The 19059-nt window shown below is 68.2% G+C and carries 17 protein-coding genes and 1 pseudogene; 9 read left to right on the forward strand and 9 right to left on the reverse strand.

Annotated elements, in window-relative coordinates:
* The first annotated feature begins 15 nt into the window (after nt 1-15).
* Complete coding sequence (locus ACQCSZ_RS15180) at nt 16-1002, forward strand: ABC transporter ATP-binding protein (protein WP_427004564.1); 987 nt, start codon at nt 16-18, stop codon at nt 1000-1002.
* A gap of 2 nt (nt 1003-1004) precedes the next feature.
* Nucleotides 1005-2267, forward strand: a complete 1263-nt coding sequence (locus ACQCSZ_RS15185) for an ABC transporter permease (RefSeq protein WP_427004565.1) — start codon at nt 1005-1007, stop codon at nt 2265-2267.
* Nucleotides 2268-2309: 42 nt separating this feature from the next.
* Here ACQCSZ_RS15185 and ACQCSZ_RS15190 read toward each other — a convergent pair whose 3' ends face one another.
* The 3 genes from ACQCSZ_RS15190 to ACQCSZ_RS15200 all read right to left on the reverse strand — a co-directional run bounded on the left by ACQCSZ_RS15190 (nt 2310) and on the right by ACQCSZ_RS15200 (nt 4830).
* Entirely contained in the window at nt 2310-3317 is a 1008-nt protein-coding gene (locus tag ACQCSZ_RS15190) for an alpha/beta fold hydrolase (RefSeq protein ID WP_427004566.1), read from the reverse strand.
* A gap of 52 nt (nt 3318-3369) precedes the next feature.
* Nucleotides 3370-4221, reverse strand: a complete 852-nt coding sequence (locus tag ACQCSZ_RS15195) for a hypothetical protein (protein ID WP_427004567.1) — start codon at nt 4219-4221, stop codon at nt 3370-3372.
* A gap of 99 nt (nt 4222-4320) precedes the next feature.
* The gene (locus ACQCSZ_RS15200; protein WP_427004568.1) at nt 4321-4830 is read right to left on the reverse strand and encodes a hypothetical protein; all 510 of its coding nucleotides are present in this window, start codon (nt 4828-4830) and stop codon (nt 4321-4323) included.
* Between the two features lies 1 nt (nt 4831).
* On the opposite strand from ACQCSZ_RS15200, the gene ACQCSZ_RS15205 reads away from it, so the two are divergent.
* Complete coding sequence (locus tag ACQCSZ_RS15205; RefSeq protein ID WP_427004569.1) at nt 4832-5083, forward strand: hypothetical protein; 252 nt, start codon at nt 4832-4834, stop codon at nt 5081-5083.
* Nucleotides 5084-5322: 239 nt separating this feature from the next.
* Complete coding sequence (locus ACQCSZ_RS15210; protein WP_427004570.1) at nt 5323-6534, forward strand: mechanosensitive ion channel family protein; 1212 nt, start codon at nt 5323-5325, stop codon at nt 6532-6534.
* 28 nt (nt 6535-6562) lie between these two features.
* Here the strand turns inward: ACQCSZ_RS15210 and ACQCSZ_RS15215 are convergent, their stop codons facing one another.
* Nucleotides 6563-6895: a hypothetical protein gene (locus ACQCSZ_RS15215; protein ID WP_427004571.1), complete on the reverse strand. Its 333-nt coding sequence runs from the start codon at nt 6893-6895 to the stop codon at nt 6563-6565.
* Between the two features lie 90 nt (nt 6896-6985).
* Between ACQCSZ_RS15215 and ACQCSZ_RS15220 the strand changes: the two are divergent.
* Together ACQCSZ_RS15220 and ACQCSZ_RS15225 are read left to right on the forward strand one after the other, a co-directional pair.
* Nucleotides 6986-7399: pseudogene (locus tag ACQCSZ_RS15220) on the forward strand (helix-turn-helix domain-containing protein); the annotation flags it as partial.
* Nucleotides 7400-7664: 265 nt separating this feature from the next.
* On the forward strand, nt 7665-8126 hold the full coding sequence (locus tag ACQCSZ_RS15225) for a transposase (protein WP_427008360.1): 462 nt from the start codon (nt 7665-7667) through the stop codon (nt 8124-8126).
* 465 nt (nt 8127-8591) lie between these two features.
* On the opposite strand, the gene ACQCSZ_RS15230 is transcribed toward ACQCSZ_RS15225, so the two are convergent.
* The 4 genes from ACQCSZ_RS15230 to ACQCSZ_RS15245 all read right to left on the reverse strand — a co-directional run bounded on the left by ACQCSZ_RS15230 (nt 8592) and on the right by ACQCSZ_RS15245 (nt 13727).
* Complete coding sequence (locus ACQCSZ_RS15230) at nt 8592-8888, reverse strand: alpha/beta fold hydrolase (RefSeq protein WP_427004572.1); 297 nt, start codon at nt 8886-8888, stop codon at nt 8592-8594.
* Nucleotides 8889-9091: 203 nt separating this feature from the next.
* On the reverse strand, nt 9092-10009 hold the full coding sequence (locus tag ACQCSZ_RS15235; RefSeq protein ID WP_427004573.1) for a glycosidase: 918 nt from the start codon (nt 10007-10009) through the stop codon (nt 9092-9094).
* Between the two features lie 196 nt (nt 10010-10205).
* Entirely contained in the window at nt 10206-12350 is a 2145-nt protein-coding gene (locus ACQCSZ_RS15240) for a glycogen debranching N-terminal domain-containing protein (RefSeq protein ID WP_427004574.1), read from the reverse strand.
* A gap of 231 nt (nt 12351-12581) precedes the next feature.
* Complete coding sequence (locus ACQCSZ_RS15245; RefSeq protein ID WP_427004575.1) at nt 12582-13727, reverse strand: adenosine deaminase; 1146 nt, start codon at nt 13725-13727, stop codon at nt 12582-12584.
* Between the two features lie 84 nt (nt 13728-13811).
* Here ACQCSZ_RS15245 and ACQCSZ_RS15250 point away from each other — a divergent pair, with 84 nt between their 5' ends.
* Nucleotides 13812-16451, forward strand: a complete 2640-nt coding sequence (locus tag ACQCSZ_RS15250; protein WP_427008361.1) for an ABC transporter — start codon at nt 13812-13814, stop codon at nt 16449-16451.
* A 197-nt stretch (nt 16452-16648) separates the two neighbouring features.
* Nucleotides 16649-17305, forward strand: a complete 657-nt coding sequence (locus ACQCSZ_RS15255; RefSeq protein ID WP_427004576.1) for a transglycosylase family protein — start codon at nt 16649-16651, stop codon at nt 17303-17305.
* Nucleotides 17306-17415: 110 nt separating this feature from the next.
* Here ACQCSZ_RS15255 and ACQCSZ_RS15260 read toward each other — a convergent pair whose 3' ends face one another.
* Nucleotides 17416-17988 carry a hypothetical protein gene (locus tag ACQCSZ_RS15260; RefSeq protein WP_427004577.1) on the reverse strand — a complete coding sequence of 191 codons (573 nt, stop codon included), beginning with the start codon at nt 17986-17988 and terminating at the stop codon, nt 17416-17418.
* Nucleotides 17989-18134: 146 nt separating this feature from the next.
* Between ACQCSZ_RS15260 and ACQCSZ_RS15265 the strand changes: the two genes are divergently transcribed.
* Complete coding sequence (locus ACQCSZ_RS15265) at nt 18135-19034, forward strand: MSMEG_6728 family protein (RefSeq protein WP_427004578.1); 900 nt, start codon at nt 18135-18137, stop codon at nt 19032-19034.
* Nucleotides 19035-19059: the final 25 nt, after the last annotated feature.

Consider the following 19059-nt stretch of genomic DNA (forward strand, 5'->3'; position numbering starts at 1 on the left):
AAGTCGGGGGCAGCAATGGACGAGGCACGGGTCCACATCAGCGGCTTCCGCATGGATTTCGGCTCCACCACCGTGATCCGCGACCTGTCCTTCGACGTGCAGGCCGGGGAGACCTTCGGCTTCCTGGGCAGCAACGGCTCCGGGAAGACGACGACGATCCGCGCCCTCCTGGGCATCTACGAACCGACCGCCGGGATTCTGCACATCAACGGCCGGGACTTCAAGCCCGAGCACGGGGACCGGCTCGGCTACCTCCCGGAGGAGCGCGGGCTGTACAAGAAGGAAAAGGTCATCGACATCATGACCTACTTCGGCCGGCTCAAGGGGATGGAACGCCGCGCCGCCCGGCAATTCTCGCTCGAGTACCTGGACCGGGTGGCGCTGGCGGACAAGGCCTACTCCCTGCTGGACAAGCTCTCGAGCGGCCAGCAGCAAAAGGTCCAGCTCGGCGTCACCATCATGAACAACCCCGAACTGCTGATCCTCGACGAGCCAACCAAGGGCTTCGACCCGGTCAACCGGCGCCTGCTGATGGACATCATTGCCGGACAGAAACGGGCCGGTGCCACCGTCGTCATGGTGACCCACCAGATGGAGGAAGTGGAACGCCTCTGCGACCGCGTCATCCTGCTCAAGGACGGCACCGCGGAGGCCTACGGGACCATCGACGAGGTGCAGAACAGGTACGGCGGCCGCATCATCCGGATCAAATACAGCGGGACCATTCCGCCGTCGCCCCACTACGCGGTGCTGCTCCAGGAAACCAACTACGCGGAACTGACCATCACCGACGCCACCGATGAGGCCGCCATCCTCAAGGACCTGATCGACGACGGCGTGACCGTCCGCAGCTTCACCACCACCAAGGTTTCCCTTGAGGACATCTTCCTGCGCGTCTACGGCGACCAGAACCAACCCGACGTCGGGCCGCCCGACGGTGCCCGCCGCACGCCGGACGGCGGACTCAGCGGGGACGGCGGATTCAGCCGGGACGGCGCGTAGCCATGGCCCGGCACAATCTCGGCACCGTGATCGGCTTCGAGTTCGTCCGCACCGTGACCAAGCGGCGGTTCTGGATCGGCACCCTGGCCGTGCCCGTCATCATGGCGATCGTGTTCGGGCTGATCTTCCTAAGCAACACCACGACGGACACCGCCGCGGAAGCCCAGAAGAGCGCCCAGTTCAGGATTTCCTACACGGACGCCTCCGGCCTGGTCACCGCCGGGGACGCCGCGCTCTTCCGCGCACGGCCGGTCGGCTCCCCGGACGCCGGAATCAGGGCCGTGCAGTCCGGGGCAGTGGACGCGTACTTCGATTTCCCCGCCCACCCGGAATCCACCGCGGTCCGCGTCTACGGAACGGACAAGGGGATCTTCGAAAACGGCAAGTACGGCGCCGTCGCGCAGGCCATGCTGGCCCGCGCCGTCGAACAGAAAATCGCTTCACCGCAGCTGTCCACGCTCGCCGCCGGCAAGGCGCAGATCGACACCGTCACCTACGAGGGCTCCCGGGAATCCGGCGGCCTGGGCACCGTGGTACCGCCGCTGATCTTCCTGGTCATCTTCTACGGCCTGATCGTGCTGCTGGCCGGGCAGATGCTCAATTCCACCCTCGAGGAGAAGGAAAACCGCGTCACGGAGATGATCCTGACCACCCTGAAGCCCACCACGCTCATCGCGGGCAAGGTGATCGCGCTGTTCGCGATCGGGCTGTTACAGATGATCGTGTTCACCTCCCCGATCGTCATCGGCGCCCTGTTCTTCCCCGGCGAGCTGAGCCTCTCCGCCGTGGACCTGCCCCCGCTGATCTTCGACCCGGTCCGGATGACCGTCGGCTTCCTGATCCTCGTCGGCGGGTTCGCGCTGTTCACCACCACGCTCGTGGCGATCGGGGCGGTGATGCCGACGGCCAAGGAAGCCGGCAACTTCATGGGCGTCATGATGGCGCTGATCTTCGTGCCGTTCTACGCCGTGGCCCTGGTGGTCTCGGATCCGCACGCCGCGATCGTGCAGATCTTCACCTACTTCCCGTTCTCCGCCCCGGTCACCGCGCTGCTGCGGAACGGCTTCGGCTCGCTGAACCTGCTCGAGGCCGGCATCGTGATCGCCATCCTCTTCGGCGGCGCCGCCGTCATGCTCCGCCTGGCCGTGCGGCTCTTCCAGTACGGTTCCATCTCCTACACCTCGAAGGTCAGCATCCGCACGGCGCTCCGGGGCGGTTCGCGGCGGCCCGCCTCCGACGCGGCGCCGACGACGCCGGCCGGCTGAGTTCGGGCCGGATCCCGTCAGGCTGAGGGGCCCGGCGCCCTGCTACCGGCTGCCGAGGAAGGTCCGGATCGATTCGGCCATGGTCCTGGCCTGGGTCCAGTGCAGATAGTGGCCGCCGTCGAGAGGCACGGTTTCGTGGTGTTTGACGTTTTTCAGGATGTTCTCCAGCGCCTCGGCCTTGGCGGACGCCGCCGGGGACCCTGCCTCCGAGATAAACGTGAGCACGGGCAGTTCGTCGGGATAGCTGACTCCCCTGAGGTCCGCCGCGTTGTTGCCGATCCGGGCGGTCTCGTCGGCGACGGCCTGGTTGCCCAGGTTCCAGCTCGTCATGAGGCGGATGCGCTCGCGTTCATCCGGTGTATACGCGGTGCCGTCCGGCTCCCCCAGCGCCGGTGCGACCGCGAGGACCGCCCGGGCCACTCCCGTGATGGACAGCATCCGTTCCACGCCCGACCCTTGCAGCGGCAGCTCAACCGGCCCGCTCGTCGCCGCCGGCACGGTGGGGTCGATCCCGATCACGGCCGCTACCTCGTTCGGGTACCGGTTGGCGTAGTCGAGCATGTAGAAACCGGCGATCGAGTGCCCCGCCAGGACATACGGCCGGCCGAGGTCGAGCTTCCCGAGCACCTCATGGACTTCTGTGCTGATGTTCTTGTTGGTGCGCTCGCTGGCGCTCATGTCGCTGTAGCCGTACCCGAATCCCTCCACCACGATGACGTCGTAGTCGCCCAGCTCCCGGATCAGCGGGGCGAAGTCCAGCGCGGGCGCAGCCGTCCCCAGGCCGCTGAGGAGCACGATCGGCTGGCCGGGGTGACCGTTCCGGTACACATTGACCGTTCCGCCGGCGATCTCCATTCTTTCGCCATAGGGGGTGATGCTGGCCCGCTCCTGCCGCTCAAGGAACCAGTTGCCCGCCGTCGAGACCAGTCCCAGCCCCACAACGATAAGAGCCAGCAGCGCAAAAATGCGCAGCAGCCGCCGGGACCTCCGCCGGCGGCCCGGAGCCGGATCCGTCGGGACAGCGTTGCGGCGGCGGGCAATAATCCCCATGGCGGGCCTTTCCGTGCGGACAAGCGCTGATCAAGCCCCAGCGTACGCCCGGCTACCTGCCGGCCGGCCGGAGCGAGGTGATCATTTTCCGGATGTCCTGGTACTCCGGGGTTGCGGCGTAGAGCTTCGCCTTCGCCAGGTACGGCAGCGACGGGTCCCCCGGCGTCGTGTTGTTCGCCGGGTCGTACGCCTGGCCGAACAGCGCACCGCTGGGCGGCCAGAGGAACAGGTGGAACATCGGGCACGCCGTCGGGCCGGTCTCCTCCGGCATCATCGTGATCCCGTACCCGGCGAGGGTGGGCGGCGACGGCTCCGGCGCCGTGGTGTCTCCCCGGGTTTCGAAGACGTAGCGGGGCACGTTGTGGTCGGCGGCACCGGATTCGGTGAGCGCCTGCATCGGCTCGGAATCGAAGACCTCGTACGGGTACTGCTGGGTGCATTCCGCTCCGGTGACCACGTTCGTGCGCAAGCCGGCCATCTGTTTGCCGGCGGCGTTCACGACGTCCACGAATTCCCCGCCCAGCGGCGCCTCGCCTGCCGGATCCTTGACGGTCCAGGCCGACGGATAGTCGAAACTCAGCTGCCCGTCCGACGTCGTGAAGGTACGCCAGCCCGACGGCGGCGGCACAGCCTGCGTGGGTGGGCCAGTCTGTGACCCTGCCGGTGAGCCGCCGGCGTCGTGCCACCCGGCGTGGTGCCACCCGGCGCGGCCGTCGTGGGGCCCGCCGTCGTGGGACCCGCCGTCGTGGGACCCGCCGTCGTGGGACCCGCCGGTGCCTGCGCCGCTGAGCCTGGCGCCGTCGAGTTGCCGGACGGCGCGGGGGTCGCCGGAGCTCCGGTGCTGCCGGGCGGCTGGCTCACCGGAGCACCCGTGGTGGCGGGCGGCGGTGCCGGCGGGCCGCACGCGACCAGCAGCGAGGCAAGGAGAATCGCGGTGGACACCGACTCCGCCCGTCCCCTCAGGCCCATGCGAAGCCCTCGCTTCCGGTCCGGCAACCGTCGGCTACTGCCCCGCCGGCCGCAGCGATGTGATCATTTTCCGGATGTCCTTGTACTCGGCCGTCTCCTTGTAGGCCTCGGGGGTGTCCACGTGCGGCTCATTCCCGGGTGTGGTGTCGAAGGGGTTGTAGGCGCCCGCGAACATCGCCGCGTTGGGCGGCCATGTGAAGAAGTGGAAGATGGGGCACCCCTTATCCCCCGTGGGCTCGGGGCCCGTTACAATCCCGTACGCGAAGATATTTATGAGCTGTGGATCCTTGGCGGTCGTGTCGGTCCGAGACTCGAAGATAAAGCGGGGGGTGCTTCCCGCCTGCGCCAGAGCCGGCAGCGGCTGAGTGTCCAGGACCGCATAGGGGTACCGCTCGGTGCAGGTGGATCCTGTGGCCATGTTCGTTCGGAGCGTGGCCATCGGCTTCCCCGCCGGATTGGACACCTCCACAAACGCTCCGCCGCCCTCGGCAACTTCCCCGGCCGGATCCTTGATGGTCCACGCCGCGGGCAGGTCGAACGTCAACGTGCCGTCCGACGTCGTGAAGCTCTTCCAGCCCGACGCCGATGTGCCGGCAGTTGGTGTTCCCGGGGCCGGCGTGGCCGGGGTCGGGGCCGTGCTGGGGCTACTCGTCGGCGACGCTGACGGCGGGGCGGTGGACCCGCTGGACCCGCTCGACCCGCAACCCGCCAGCAACGCAGCGGCGCAAACCCATGCGGACACCGCCCAACCCGCTACCAGGAATCGGCCTACTTTAAGTCGACGCATTCCGAATTGACGCATTTACCCTCCCCCGAGGATAGAAACTTCTTCGATGGTGCGGGCAGTCCGGGCCTGAATGCTAGGGCCAAAGGTCCCGCGGCCGCTGCCAAACCCGCCGGCGGACCGGCCGTCCACCGGGCGCTTTCCGTCCACGGGGCCCGGCGTGACCGGTCCCACGTTGACACGCGCCTGATTTCAGGGGCCCGCGAAAGCTTGCTAGACCTTTAAGTGATGCAAGATTTCTTAACTCAAGCAATGCCCTTCCTCGCCATGGCCCTCGCCGTGGCCGCCGGACTCGTCCTGTCCTGGCTGCTGCGCCGGATTGTGCTCCGCCTCAACCGCAAACAAACCGAACTGCGCGAGACGTCGCGGATGGCCCGGCTCCCCTTACGTTTCGTGCTGTGCCTGATCGGTGTCCGGATCGCCCTCGCGGTGTCCGCCGGGGACATCGAATGGCGCCACGGCGTGGACCATCTGCTCCTGATCGGCCTCATCGCATCGGTGGCGTGGCTGGCCGTGGCCATGCTGCTGATCATCGAGACCATGGTGCTCATGCGCTACCGGGTCGATGTGGCGGACAACCGCCGGGCCCGCCGACTCCGCACCCAGGTGATCCTGGCGCGCCGGATCGGCGTCGCCCTGATCGTGGTGGTGGGGCTGGGCAGCGCGATGCTGACCTTCCCGGCGATCCAGGCCCTCGGCGCCGGACTGCTGGCCTCCGCCGGCGTGCTGTCGATCGTGGCCGGCCTCGCCGCGCAGACCTCCCTGGTCAACGTGTTCGCCGGCGTCCAGCTCGCGTTCACGGACGCGATCCGGGTGGACGACGTCGTCGTGGTCCAGAAGGAATGGGGCCGGATCGAGGAGATCACCCTGACCTATGTGGTGGTCCACATCTGGGACGACCGCCGGCTGATCCTGCCGTCCACCTACTTCACCACCACGCCGTTCGAGAACTGGACCCGGCGCCAGTCCGAGGTCATGGGCACAGTGGAGTTCGACCTCGACTGGCGTGCTCCTGTCGAAGCGATGCGTGCGGAGCTTAAGACGGTGCTGGCCGAAACGGCGCTGTGGGACAAGCGCGTGGGCATCCTGCAGATCACCGATGCGACGGCCGGCTTTGTCCGGGTCCGCATCCTGGTCAGCGCGGCGGACAGCGCCTCGCTGTTTGACCTGCGCTGCCTGATCCGTGAAGAACTCGTGCTGTTCCTGCAGCAGGACCACCCGGCGGCGCTCCCGCACGTGCGCCTCGAGACGATGGCTCCGGCCCGGTCCCGGGCGGAGTCCGGAAACGGCCGCCCCGGCAAGGTATCCGCCGCGGATGAGCACCCCCGGCACCACCCGGCCGACCCGCACGATTCCCAGTTGTTCACCGGTTCCATCGAGGCTGTACAGCGTTCCCGCGCCTTCTCCGGCCCCGGCGAGGATGTGTTCGAGGACCGGGACAGGACAATCGCCGCCCGGAACTAGTGGTCATTTTCGTTAGTTCGTCGGGGGTCTAGGTCCAGGCGGTGGGGTCGGCGAGGTAGAGGCCGCAGGCGGTGTCGAGGGCGTCTTCGGCAGTGCCGCCGGCCAGCCCGGTGGGCAGGTAGTTGTCCTCGTAGTCGTCGTGGCTGGCGCGGTAGATCGCGAAGCCCCACTGGTTGGCGTAGCCGGCATAGCGCAGCCGGCACAGCTGCTGTACTTCCCCGCCGGGAAGGACGGCGTCGACGTAGGCGAAACCGGCCCGGAAGCGGGTGTTGATCCTTTCGATCTGCGGCCAGCGTTCCCTGGCGCGGGCGGTCAGGCGCTGGTGCAGGGAGGTCTTCGTCGATTCGGGAATCCTGGCCATGGCCTTCATTCTGCCCTACCTGCCGCGGCGGGGTGGCCGTGCGGCGTGGCACCGCGGCGGGGCGCGGCCGGCGGAGGATAAATGGATCCCATGGTGATCTCTTCCCCGTTCACGATCAACCTGTCCACTGCCGCCGAGGCCGTGCTGGCCGCACGCGCCGGTTCCGCACGGGCCCCGTACCGTGATGTCCTGCGGGCGCGGATCGTGCTCGCCGCCGCGCGGGGAGAACCCAACGCGGTCATCGCCACGGGCCTGCGGATCCATGTCGATACCGTGCGCAAGTGGCGTAAACGCTACGCCGCCGGCGGGCTGGACGGGCTCAAGGACCTGGCCCGGACCGGGCGGCCGCACACGTTCACCCCGGTGCAGGTCGCCGGGATCAAGGCCCTGGCCTGCACCCCGCCGGCGGAGAAGGACGTGCCGCTGGGACGCTGGTCCGGTGCGGAACTGGCGCACGAGGCTGTCGCCGAGGGGCTGGTCGCATCGATCAGCCAGGCCACTGTCGCCCGCTGGCTGGCCAAGGACGCGATCAAACCGTGGCAGCACCGGTCCTGGATCTTCCCCCGCGACCCGGCCTTCGAGACCAAGGCGGCGCGGGTGCTGGATCTCTACGCCCGCATCCGGGACGGCGAACCGCTCGGGCCGGACGAGTACGTGATCAGCGCCGACGAGAAATCCCAGCTGCAGGCCCTGCCGGCGCCATCCAGGCCTGGCCCCGGGCCCGGGGCGGACCCGCAGGATCGAGTTCGAATACCGCCGCGGCGGCACCCTGGCCTACTTTGCCGCCTACGACGTCCACCGCGCGGAAGTGATCGGCACGATCGCCGAAAAGACCGGGATCGCACCCTTCGCCGAACTGGTGGAGAAGGTCATGACCACCGAGCCCTACGCCTCGGCCAAGCGGGTGTTCTGGGTGGTCGATAACGGATCCTCGCATAACGGGGCCCGCTCCATCGAGCGGATGGACGCCGCGTGGCCTACCGCCACGCTGGTCCACCTGCCCGTGCATGCCTCATGGTTGAACCAGGTCGAGATCTACTTCTCCATCCTGCAGCGCAAGGCCATCACCGGAGGCGATTTCAAAGACCTCGACCAGCTCGCCAAGCGCGTGCTCGCCTTCCAGAACCGCTACAACGCGACCGCGGAACCGTTCGATTGGAAATACACCCGCGCCGACCTCAACGACTACTTGCACCGCCTGAACAAACACGACCACGAACTGGCCGCCTGACCCCCGACGAACTAACGAAAATGCCCAATAGGCACGGGAGCCTCCCCGACCGCGTCCCTGGTGGGGCGCGGCGGGCCTCGTTGCGTGCTTCGTCGCGGCGGCCGCGGCGGGGGCCGCGGCGGCCGGGCCTTCCCAGCCTGCCGGAACTGGTCGATAATCAGACCGACAAACAGAGGGAGCGCGGCATGACTATTCCACCCACCCGGGAACCTGATCCGTTTCCCCCGGAGCCCGGCCCCACCACCCCGCAGCCGGAACCGGGCGATCCCTTTCCCCCGGAGCCCGGCCCGGTCCCGCCGCCGGGTCCGAGTCCTGTGCCCGGGCCGGCCCCCGGCCCTGCACCTGGCCCCTTGCCGATTCCCGATCCCGGCCCCGCACCCCGGCCGGATCCGACCCGGTTCCAATGACGGCCCGTTTCAAGTGATGGCCGGGCTTCGGTAGTCCAGCTCGGCACCAAGGCCTGGCTCAACCGCCGGCCACGCTGTGCAGGAACCGCCGGACCTCGGCGTTGAACGCCTCCGGCGCTTCGGCGGCGGCGAGATGCCCGACGTCGGGAATCACCGCGAGCGTGGATCCCGGGATCCGCTGGTGCAGCTCCAGGGCAACGCTCAACGGCGCCCTGGTGTCCTCCGCGCCGTACAGCAGGAGCGTGGGCACAGCGACGGCCGGCAGGACCTCCCGGTAGTCGGCGTGGCCGATCGCATTCAGCAGCGCGATCCCGGAACCCATGGACAAGCCCAGGACATGGGGCCTGCCGGGCACGGCTTCCCGCAGGAATCCGGCCAGGGCAGCACCAAGGTCTCTTCCGGAGAAGTCCCGCGGAGGATCGCGATGCGGAGACCGGCGACCTGGACGGCGTCCATGGCCCGATTCTAGGGCCACCGGACGCCGCCACCCAGGGTGCGAGCCTTTGCCGCCGGAACGGCGCCGGCGCGCTTTAGCGCGGAACCTTCCGGCCAGGACCTTTAGCCCAGGACGATGTCGCGCGTCCGGTGGTCGTAGTGGATGACCAGCGGGCCGCCGCCGTGGTGCACCTCGTGGTTGGGACCGTCGAACACGCCGAACGCGCCGTAGTTCTCATCCCAGGAGCGGTTGAGCGCGATCTTGAAGGTATAGAAGCCGGCCGGGACGTCGGCCGCGAGCTTCCAGAGCTGGTCCACGAGGTCCAGTTCCATCTGGGACTCCTCGTACTGGGGGGCCCAGTTGGCGGGGGCACCCAGCGCGATGTTGAAATCGCCGGCGACAGCGACGGCCGCCGGCTGCTCGACCGTTTCGGTGCTGACGGCGGAGCCGGACGGTGCCGATCCTGCCGCCGCTTCGGCCACTGGCTCGGTCTGCGCCGCGGCGGCCGTCTTGCGCTTGCGGACGGCCTTCGCGACCGGTGCCACAGCGTCGTCGATCAGTTTGGCGGCCTTGCCGACAGCCTTGGTGGCTTTCGACGGAGCTTTCTTATCCTCGGCGGACGCGGCCGGGGCCGCGGCCTTGCGGACAGCCTTGGCGGCCGGCTTCTGCGCCGGTGCCGCAGGCAGCGGGGTGCCGGCCGGGACCGGGGTGCCGGCGTCGAGCGCTGCAACGAAAGCCGCAGGCTCGGCGAACGCGACGGTGGCACGCTGGCCGTCGTCGGTGATGGACCAGCCGGAACGGCCCTTGACGAGCCAGCCGGCCTTGACCAGCCTGGCGGTGGCCGTGGTCAGCGTCTTGTGTCCGCGCGGAATGCCCCCGCTGAGCAGTTCACGCTCATACTCATTGAGCGGCACGCGCTCGATTGCCTCACCCAGGACCGCCCCGGCGTTCAGCTTCTCAGCCGACCAAACCCCCTCTGCCAGAACTTCCAGCACGGCTTTCAGTCGAAGGGTCGTGTTTTCCGCGGTGTTCGCGCCCATGGGTCTCCTTTAGAAGCAATTGATCCACAAGCATTTTGCCAAGGATGTGGCCTTTCCGCGAACGGAAACGGCTAACTGCGTGTGTCGTGTCCCACTATGACAGCCTGAACGGGCGAAGTGAGGGACCAATCTCGGGTACCCGCCAGTAGCTTTGCGCATACTTTGCCTGCGGAGCCTCCGTCGGCGTCCGGGACGGTCATTTCGTCCGGGTCAGGTTCAACAGTTCCAGCAGGGCGGGTCGGGCTTCCAGCCGGAGCTGGACGGACTCCGGCAGCCCGTCCACAGTCACCGAGTCCTGGGTGATGTTGATGGAGAGCCTTTTGCCGGCAAACGGGACGTTGTCCACGCGGAACTGTCCGAAGCCTTCGGGGAGTTCCGGCGCCAGCCAGAGCTCATTCCACGGAAGGGCCGGGTCGAACCGCATCAGCGTGCGGATCAGGTGGATCGGGGCAGCTGCCGCCCAGGCCTGGGGGGAGCATGCCGCAGGATACGGCACGGGCTTGGGATATCTGGCACGGTCCAGTCCGGAGAACAGTTCCGGGAGCCGGCCTCCAAAGTGGTCCGCTGCCTCGAAGAGACCGTAGGCAATTCTCTGGGCCTCGTCGATGAATCCATACTTCATCAGCCCGTGGGCTGCCAACGCGCTGTCGTGCGGCCAGACAGACCCGTTGTGGTAGCTGAGAGGGTTGTAGGCGCCCATGCTGCTCGCGAGAGTGCGGATCCCCCAGCCGGTGAACATTTCCGGGGACATCAGGCGTTCGGCCACCTGCGCTGCCTTGTCTGTGTCCACGATGCCCATCCAGAGGCAGTGGCCCATGTTGGAGGCGAGGGCATCAACGGGTTTTTTGTCCCCGTCCAAGGCGATGGCGAAGTAGCCGCGGTCCGGGAGCCAGAAGCGTTCGTTGAAAGCTTCCTTCAGCCGGGCGGCCTTGGCAGCCCAGCGATCGGCTGTTTCTGTGTCGCCGTCGCCCAGCGCCATCAGGGCGCGCCCCACATACGCCCCGTACGTGTACGCCTGGACTTCGCACAGGGCTATCGGGCTCTGGGCGATGCTGCCATCGGCGAAGTTGATGCCGTCCCAGGAATCCTTCCAGCCCTGGTTTATGAGCCCGTGTTCGGTCTGCCGCTGGTATTCGACGAATCCGTCGCCGTCGCGGTCGCCGTAGTTCTCAATCCAGGCAAGCGCGCGGTCCGCGGCTGGCAGCAGTGCGTGTACCGCGTCCGTTTCCAGGCCCCACCGTCCCAGTTCGCTGAGGACGGCGACGAACAACGGGGTGGCGTCAGCGGTTCCGTAGTAGATGCTGCGGCCACCCAGGACGGACTCGGTGCTGGCACCCAGGCGCACTTCGTGGAGGATACGGCCCGGTTCCTCTTCCGTCGCCGGGTTCACTGCCTTCCCCTGATGGTCGGCCAGCGTCTGGAGGGTCCCAAGTGCCAGGGACGGGTCCAGCAGCAGGGACATAAGGGATGAGAGCAGGCTGTCACGCCCGAACAGGGCCATGAACCACGGGGCGCCGGCGGCGGCGACTGTGCGTTCCGGGTGGTCCGGGTCGAAGATCCGGAGCGAGCCGAGATCCTCCTGGCTGCGCAGGATCGTGTCTTGGACGGCGGCGTCGCCAACATTCGGGATGGGCATGGACATCTGCCAGGAGAGGAGGCGTTGCGCCTCGGAGGAAACTCCCGTAGTCCCATATGCCGCCGCAGATATCACCGCCTCACCGTTCAGGTACGGGGTGGCCGTGACGGTCTGGGTCCATTTCCCGTGGGCAGGAATTGTCGGATTAAAGACAAGCCGGTGCGCCTCGAAAGCAGCGCCTGCCGCGCGGACGGCCAGCCCATAGCGCCGGCTTCCCGACTCGGATTCGATGAGGAGGCAACCGCCCTCCAGGCGGACCTTCTGCTTCCCTCGGCCGGCAGGCCTGCCGTCCTTGACCTCGAAGAGATCGGCGAAATCAGCAGTTACGGTCAAGGCGAGCCTGCAGGTGTTGGGCGCGCCCGAGTGGTTCTCGACTGTGATGGTTTCGGTGAGTCCGGCACCAATAGTCCTTTTCCTCTCTATCAGCAGCGGCGTGTCGGCGCCGCCGGCTCGGCCGCTGACCCTGCCGATAAACAACGCCCGAAAAGGTTCCAGGGCTGTCGCGGCAAGCGCCTCGAGCGGGGCGTCGTCGACGCTGAGGTTCCATCCGGTTATGTACCGGGTGTCGTGAAAAAATGCGCCGTGGGGACTCCCGGGAACCATGTCGCCGTTGGGCGCCATGATGCAGAACGAGGAACCGTCAAGGATGGTGACGGCGCCGGCGCCAAGAGGGCCGGCGGCATTGTCGGCGTTCCAACCCGACATTTCTCGCGCTCCTCCTGGAATGGGGCAGTCGAACCAGGGCCTGGCTCTGGAGGGCCGGTCATCGGGCCGGCACATATAGCAGAACTATGGCGCCCGGCCGCACGGAAAACAAGGCCTGGCCACGGCGTCGGCCGCATACGCTGAAAAAACAACGCGGGGTCAGATCCGGCCCATCCCAGGCGCCGGAATGGGCGCTAAGTGACCCCGCGTTGCCCGTGCTTGGACTGGCTGTCAGTGCCCCGACTCCGCCAGCTCGGCCAGCAGCTCCGTCTTGCGTTCCTCGCTCGCGAAGGAGGAGCGGATCGAGTTGGCCGCCATCCGCACGCAGTCGAACTCGGACAGGCCGATCACCGCCTTCAGCTGGGCGAAGTTGTCATCCACGTAGCCGCCGAAATACGCCGGATCATCCGAGTTCACGCTGACGTTCAGCCCCGCCGCGAGCATCGCCGGCAGCGGGTGGTCGGCCAGGGTGTCCACGGCCCGGAGCCTGACGTTGGAAAGGGGGCAGACGGTGAGGGGCGTGAGGTCCTCGACGAGCCGTTCCACGAGCTCCGGGTCCTCCAGGCACCGGATGCCGTGGTCGATCCGCTCGGCACCCAGTACGTCCAGCGCCTCGATGATGTACGACGGCGGGCCTTCCTCGCCGGCGTGGGCGATGCGCCGCAGGCCGGCCTCCCTGGCCCGTGCAAACAGCCGCTCGAACTTCGCCGGAGGGTTGCCGACCTCCGCCGAATCGAGGCCGATCCCGGCGATCGGCGCGTCCATCGCCAGCAACTGCTCCAGCACGTCCAGCGCGGACTCCTCGGACAGGTCCCGCAGGAACGCCGCGATCAGCAACGTGGAGATGCCGAACTCCTCGCGGGACGTCGCCAGAACCGACGCCACCCCGTTCACGCAGGTCGCCAGGGAAACCCCGCGGGACAGGTGCGCCTGCGGGTCCAGCATGATCTCGGCATGCCGCACCCCGGCGAGCGCAGCCCGGGAAAGATAGGCGCGGGTCATGTCGGCGAAGTCCTGCTCGGTCCGCAGCACCGCCATGTTGGCGTAGTACAGGTCCAGGAAGGACTGCAGGTCCGTGAACTCATACCGGCCGCGGAGCTCGTCCAGGTCCGCGTACGGCAGCCGGATCCCGTTGCGTTCCGCGAGCGCAAAGATCAGTTCCGGCTCCAGCGTTCCCTCGATGTGCAGGTGCAGCTCGGCCACCGGCAGCGCGCCCTTGACGGCTGCCGGGACGTCCGCCTCCAGCTCGATTGCGTGGTCCGGGGTGCCCGGGCCGGCGCTTTCGGAGCCGGTGCCGGTGCCCGGGCCGGCGCTTTCGGAGCCGGAGCTGCCGGGATCGCTGGTGCCGGCGCCAGCGCCGCCGTCGTAAGGTTCCATCCGGCAAGGATAATGCCCGGGAGCGCCGGCGCCGATAGAGTCGGAGCAATGCAAAGTGAACAGCATGCTTCCGGTTCCGCCGCCATGGCCCTGCCAACACTGGCTCCCGGCCACCCCACGGACGGTTTTGTCCGGGTGCGCGGCGCCCGGGAAAACAACCTGCGCAATGTGGATGTGGACGTGCCCCGCGACGCCATCGTGGCGTTCACCGGAGTCTCCGGCTCGGGCAAGTCGTCCCTGGCTTTCGGCACCATCTATGCCGAGGCCCAGCGCCGCTACTTCGAATCCGTGGCGCCGTACGCCCGCCGGCTCATCCAGCAGGGCCACAATCCCAAGGTGGAGCAGATCACCGGGCTGCCGCCCGCCGTCGCACTCCAGCAGCGCCGCGGCACCCCGAGTTCGCGGTCCACCGTCGGCACGGTGACCACGCTGTCCAACTCGCTGCGGATGCTCTTCTCGCGGGCCGGCAGCTACCCGGACGGCGCCGGCCAGCTGGACTCGGACGCCTTCTCCCCGAACACCGCGGCAGGCGCCTGCCCGGAATGCCATGGCCTGGGCGTCGCGCACACCGTCAGCGAAGCCTCCCTGGTCCCGGACCCCTCGCTGAGCATCCGCGACGGCGCCATCGCGGCCTGGCCCGGCGCCTGGCAGGGCAAGAACCTGCGCGACATCCTCACGCACCTGGGTTACGACGTCGACATCCCGTGGCGGAAGCTGCCCAGGAAGCACCGCGACTGGATCCTCTTCACCGACGAGCAGCCCGTGGTGGAGGTGACGCCCCAGCGCGACCGGGTCGCCAAGCCGTATAAGGGCCGGTTCTGGAGCGCCCGGAGCTATGTCCTGCACACCCTCGCCGATTCCAAGAGCGCCACGATGCGGGAGAAGGTGCTGCGCTTCATGGAAACCGGACCGTGCCCGCGCTGCGGCGGGAGCGGCCTGACCCCCGCCGCCCTCGCCGTGACCTTCGCCGGGAAGACCATCGCCGAACTCAACGCCGTGCCGATGGCCGAACTCGCGGAGATCATCCGCCCCACCACGGAGCTCACGGCGGCCGGGACCGCCTCCCGCAAGCAGTCCTCCGGCGAAGGCAACGAGGTGGCAGTCGCCATCACCCGGGACCTGCTGCAACGGGTCACGGTGCTCCTGGACCTGGGGCTGGGCTACCTCGCCCTGGGCCGCTCCACCCCCACGCTCTCCCCCGGCGAGATGCAGCGCCTCCGGATCGCCACCCAGCTCCGTTCCGGCCTGTTCGGCGTGATCTACGTGCTCGACGAGCCCTCGGCCGGACTGCACCCCGCCGACGCCGAGCCCCTGCTCGCCGTCCTGGACCAGCTCAAATCCTCCGGCAACTCCGTGTTCGTCGTGGAGCACAACATGGATGTGGTCCGCCGCGCCGACTGGCTCGTGGATGTGGGTCCGCGCGCCGGCGAGGGCGGCGGCGAGGTGCTCTACAGCGGCCCCGTGGCCGGACTCGCCGCGGTGGATGCGTCCGTGACCAGGCCGTTCCTGTTCCCTGACGGTGTTGCGGGGAAAGCTGGCGACGACGGCGATCCGGCCGGCGGCCGTTCCCGCCCCGGCGTTGGTTCCCGCACCGGCGGCGGCGTCCGCCGGGAGCCGGCGGGCTGGCTGGAACTGCGGGACATCAGCCGGCACAACCTGCGCGGGCTCGACGCCGACTTCCCGCTGGGGGTCCTGACCGCAGTCACCGGTGTGTCCGGGTCCGGTAAATCGACGCTGGTCAGCCACGTCCTGGCCGAGGTGGTCGGCGGACAACTGCATCCCGACGCCGGACCGGACGCTCAAACGGCGGACCGGACGTCCCTGGATAATCCAGACGCCGGCACCGGTGAGGTGGGAGGGCCGCTGACCGTCGGACCAGTCTCCGGGCTGGAGCAGCTGGACCGGCTCGTGACGGTGGACCAGAAGCCGATCGGCCGGACCCCGCGCTCCAACCTCGCCACCTACACGGGGCTGTTCGACGCAGTCCGCAAGGAATTCGCGGCCACGGACGAGTCCCGCGCCCGCGGTTTCGGCGCCGGACGTTTCTCCTTCAACGTGGCCGGCGGCCGCTGCGAGACGTGCCAGGGCGAGGGCTTCGTCGCCGTCGAACTGCTGTTCCTGCCCGGCAGCTACGGCCCCTGCCCGGAATGCCAGGGGTCGCGCTACAACCCCGAAACGCTGGAGGTCACGTACCGGGGCAGGAACGTCGCCGAGGTGCTGGGCCTGACGGTGGACGCGGCCGCAGGGTTCCTCGCCGGCGTCCCCGCCGCTGCGCGCAGCCTGGAGACCCTGCGCGAGGTGGGCCTGGGCTACCTGCGGCTGGGCCAGCCCGCCACCGAACTCTCCGGTGGCGAGGCCCAGCGCATCAAGCTCGCCACCGAACTGCAGCGCGCCCAGCGCGGCCACACCCTGTATCTGCTGGACGAGCCCACCACCGGCTTGCACCCGGCCGACGTCGAACTCCTGATGGCACAGTTGCACCGGCTCGTGGACGCCGGGAACACGGTGGTTGTGGTGGAACACGAGATGGATGTGGTGGCCGCCGCCGACTGGGTGATCGATCTGGGGCCTGCCGGTGGCGACGCCGGCGGCAAGATCGTGGCCACCGGGACGCCCGCCGTCGTCGCCCGTTCCGCGAAGAGCCGGACGGCGCCGTATCTCGCGGCGCGTATCTCCCGGCGGCGCTCCAGGCTGGTGCCCGCCACGAAAAGACGAGAAAAATAACGTCTTGATAACGGTCCGGGCCTGCCTTAACCTAGGATGCATGCCCGAAACCGGGCATGCATGCCCGGTGCTGCCACCACCAGATACTGCCCGACCGGTAGACACCGTAAATGACCTCTATTGTCAGGGGCGGGCAGTAGCGCGTCAACGTCCGGGGACGGACCGAGCGCCGGTGGCCCTCAGGAGCATCTGTCACCATGAAAACGTCAACAATCCGTACTGCCGCGCGCCGCGGCCTCACGCTTGCGGCCGTCTCGATCGCCGGCGTCGCACTCTCCGCCCCAGCCGCCAATGCCGCTGTCCCAACCGCCGCACCTACTTCCACCTGGGATTCCCTGGCCCAGTGCGAAAGCAGCGGCAATTGGGGCATCAATACAGGTAACGGCTACGCGGGCGGGCTGCAGTTCAGCCCCAGCACATGGGCGGCCCATGGCGGGACCGGGTCTGCGGGCAGCGCCAGCCGCGAGCAGCAGATCGCCGTGGCCGAGAGGGTCCATGCCAGCCAAGGCTGGGGTGCCTGGCCGGCCTGCGCCGCGAAGCTTGGCTTGACCGGCGGCGCCGTAACGCCGCAGAGCGCACCTGTGCGGGCAGCGCCCGCAGCGGTTCCTGCCCCGGCTGCCCAGGCACCCGCCCGGAACGCCGCCCCCAAGGCCGCCGTCCCGGAGCCGCGCCACGCTGCGGCTGTCCCCCTGAGTGGCAAAACCTACACGATCCAGAGCGGCGACACCTTGGGCAACATCGCCGAGAAGCTCAACATCGCCGGAGGCTGGCAACTTCTCGCCGACGCCAACACCGCGACCATCAGCAATCCTCAGCTGGTGTTCCCGGGCCAGGTGCTGCAGCTCCCTTCGTAGCGCCACGCACAAAAAACGACGCAGGAGCCCCCCACGGGGAGGGCTCCTGCGTCGTTGCTTGGCGCGTTCTACCGGACGGTAGGCAGCCGGACTTCAGGCGGTTTGGATTTTCAGGCGGTCCGGGGCAGTTCGCGGACGATCCGTACTTTCCAGGCGGCGTCGTCGCTCGTGTCGAGCAGGGCCACGGTGCCCATGGCCAGATTCAGGGCCACGCGCTTGGCGGCGAGCAGTTCGAGGTAGAGCTTTTCGTTCATCCGGACGGGGGCGTCGATGACGTACTTCACGCCGTCGCGGACCTTGCGGTAGTTGGCGCTGCGCTCCCGGTGGAGGTGCAGTTCCAGCATCTGCCGCTGCCGCAGCCTCGGTTCGTGGTGGTTCAGCCAGGACACGGCGGCGTGGACTGCCACCACGAGGGCCAGCGACACAACGTAGATCTGCCAGCCGCTGGTGAGCAGGAACAGGGGGAGATTGGCGATCGCCACGATGGCGATGAAAATCCGGAACGCCCGGAGGCGCCGCATGGTCAGAGCTACGGAGGCCAGTGCGGCCCGGAAGCCGTGCTGTTCCTTACGCGCCGCCGCGGGATCAATGGTGAACTCTTCCAGCACCAGAATGCCATTTGCTTCCGGGCCGAGCATCTGTCCGTACTTGGGCGCAAATGGCGCCTCACGTGTAAGTGTCATGGTGTGTCTTCCGCAGCGCAGGGGGTGGTTACTGCTATTCTACCCGCCACCGCAAGGCGCCGCCTGCCTGTGCTTCGAAATGTGAAGGCGCTCACCCCGATCCGTCGGCAATTGGCGCATTAGGCGCGGGGCGTCAAACTGGAGAGATGCAGACTTTCCTCCCCTTCCCCGATTTCCGGCAGAGCGCCGCGGTTCTGGACCGCGTCCGGCTCGGCAAGCAGCGCGTTGAAGCGCTGCAGATCCTGCGTGCGCTGGTGATCCCCGAGTATGGCTGGCAGTCCCACCCTGCCGTCCAGATGTGGATGGGCCACGTGCCTGCACTGACCCTCTATGGCCTGTCCATGGTGGACGAATGGACGGCCCGCGGCGGCGAGGACAGCACCCGTGACAAGATCATGGAATTCGCGCCCCAGGCGGCACACCCTGCCTATGCCGCCAAGATTCCCATGCCCCCGTGGCTGGGGAACCCCGAACTGCACCTCAGCCACCGCTCCAGGCTGATCGCCAAGGATCCGCGGTTCTACTCGCCGCTGTTCCCGGGCACGGAACCGGACCTGGAGTACGTCTGGCCCGAGCCCAAGCACCTGCTGTTGCCGCAGGATCCTTCCGGGGACCGCCTGTGGGTGCTCCGCCTGCCGGTCGGGGACATCGAGCCCGAGCAGCTGGACACCATCAGCCTGCCGCCGGCGGGACGCGCGAAGGCCGCCGCCGCGGACGATGAGTACCAGTTCGTCTACGCCGATTCGGGTGCCCGGCGCCCGGCCAAGCAGCGCAAGCTTCCCCCCAAGCAGCTCGTCAAGAAGCCCACCCGGAAACGCCAGCAGCAGGAAGAAGCCTTCACCACGCTGCCCGGCAACTCCGTGGTGGCGATCCCGTTCGCGGGCGGCGCGTCCTTCGCCGTGGGCAAGGTCCTGGGCCGGCCCATCACGGTGGACGGCCGCTTCGCCCGCAATTTCAAGGTGGACGAGATCCTGGACCGCTCGGCCTTCGATTACCCGGCGCTCCTGCAGGATCCGCGGATGTTCTTCCCGGTCCCCGCACCCTAAGGGCAGCTTGGTGCTGCCCTTGTAA

This window comes from Pseudarthrobacter sp. H2 (assembly GCF_050157045.1).
In the GTDB taxonomy this organism is placed as follows: Bacteria; Actinomycetota; Actinomycetes; order Actinomycetales; family Micrococcaceae; genus Arthrobacter.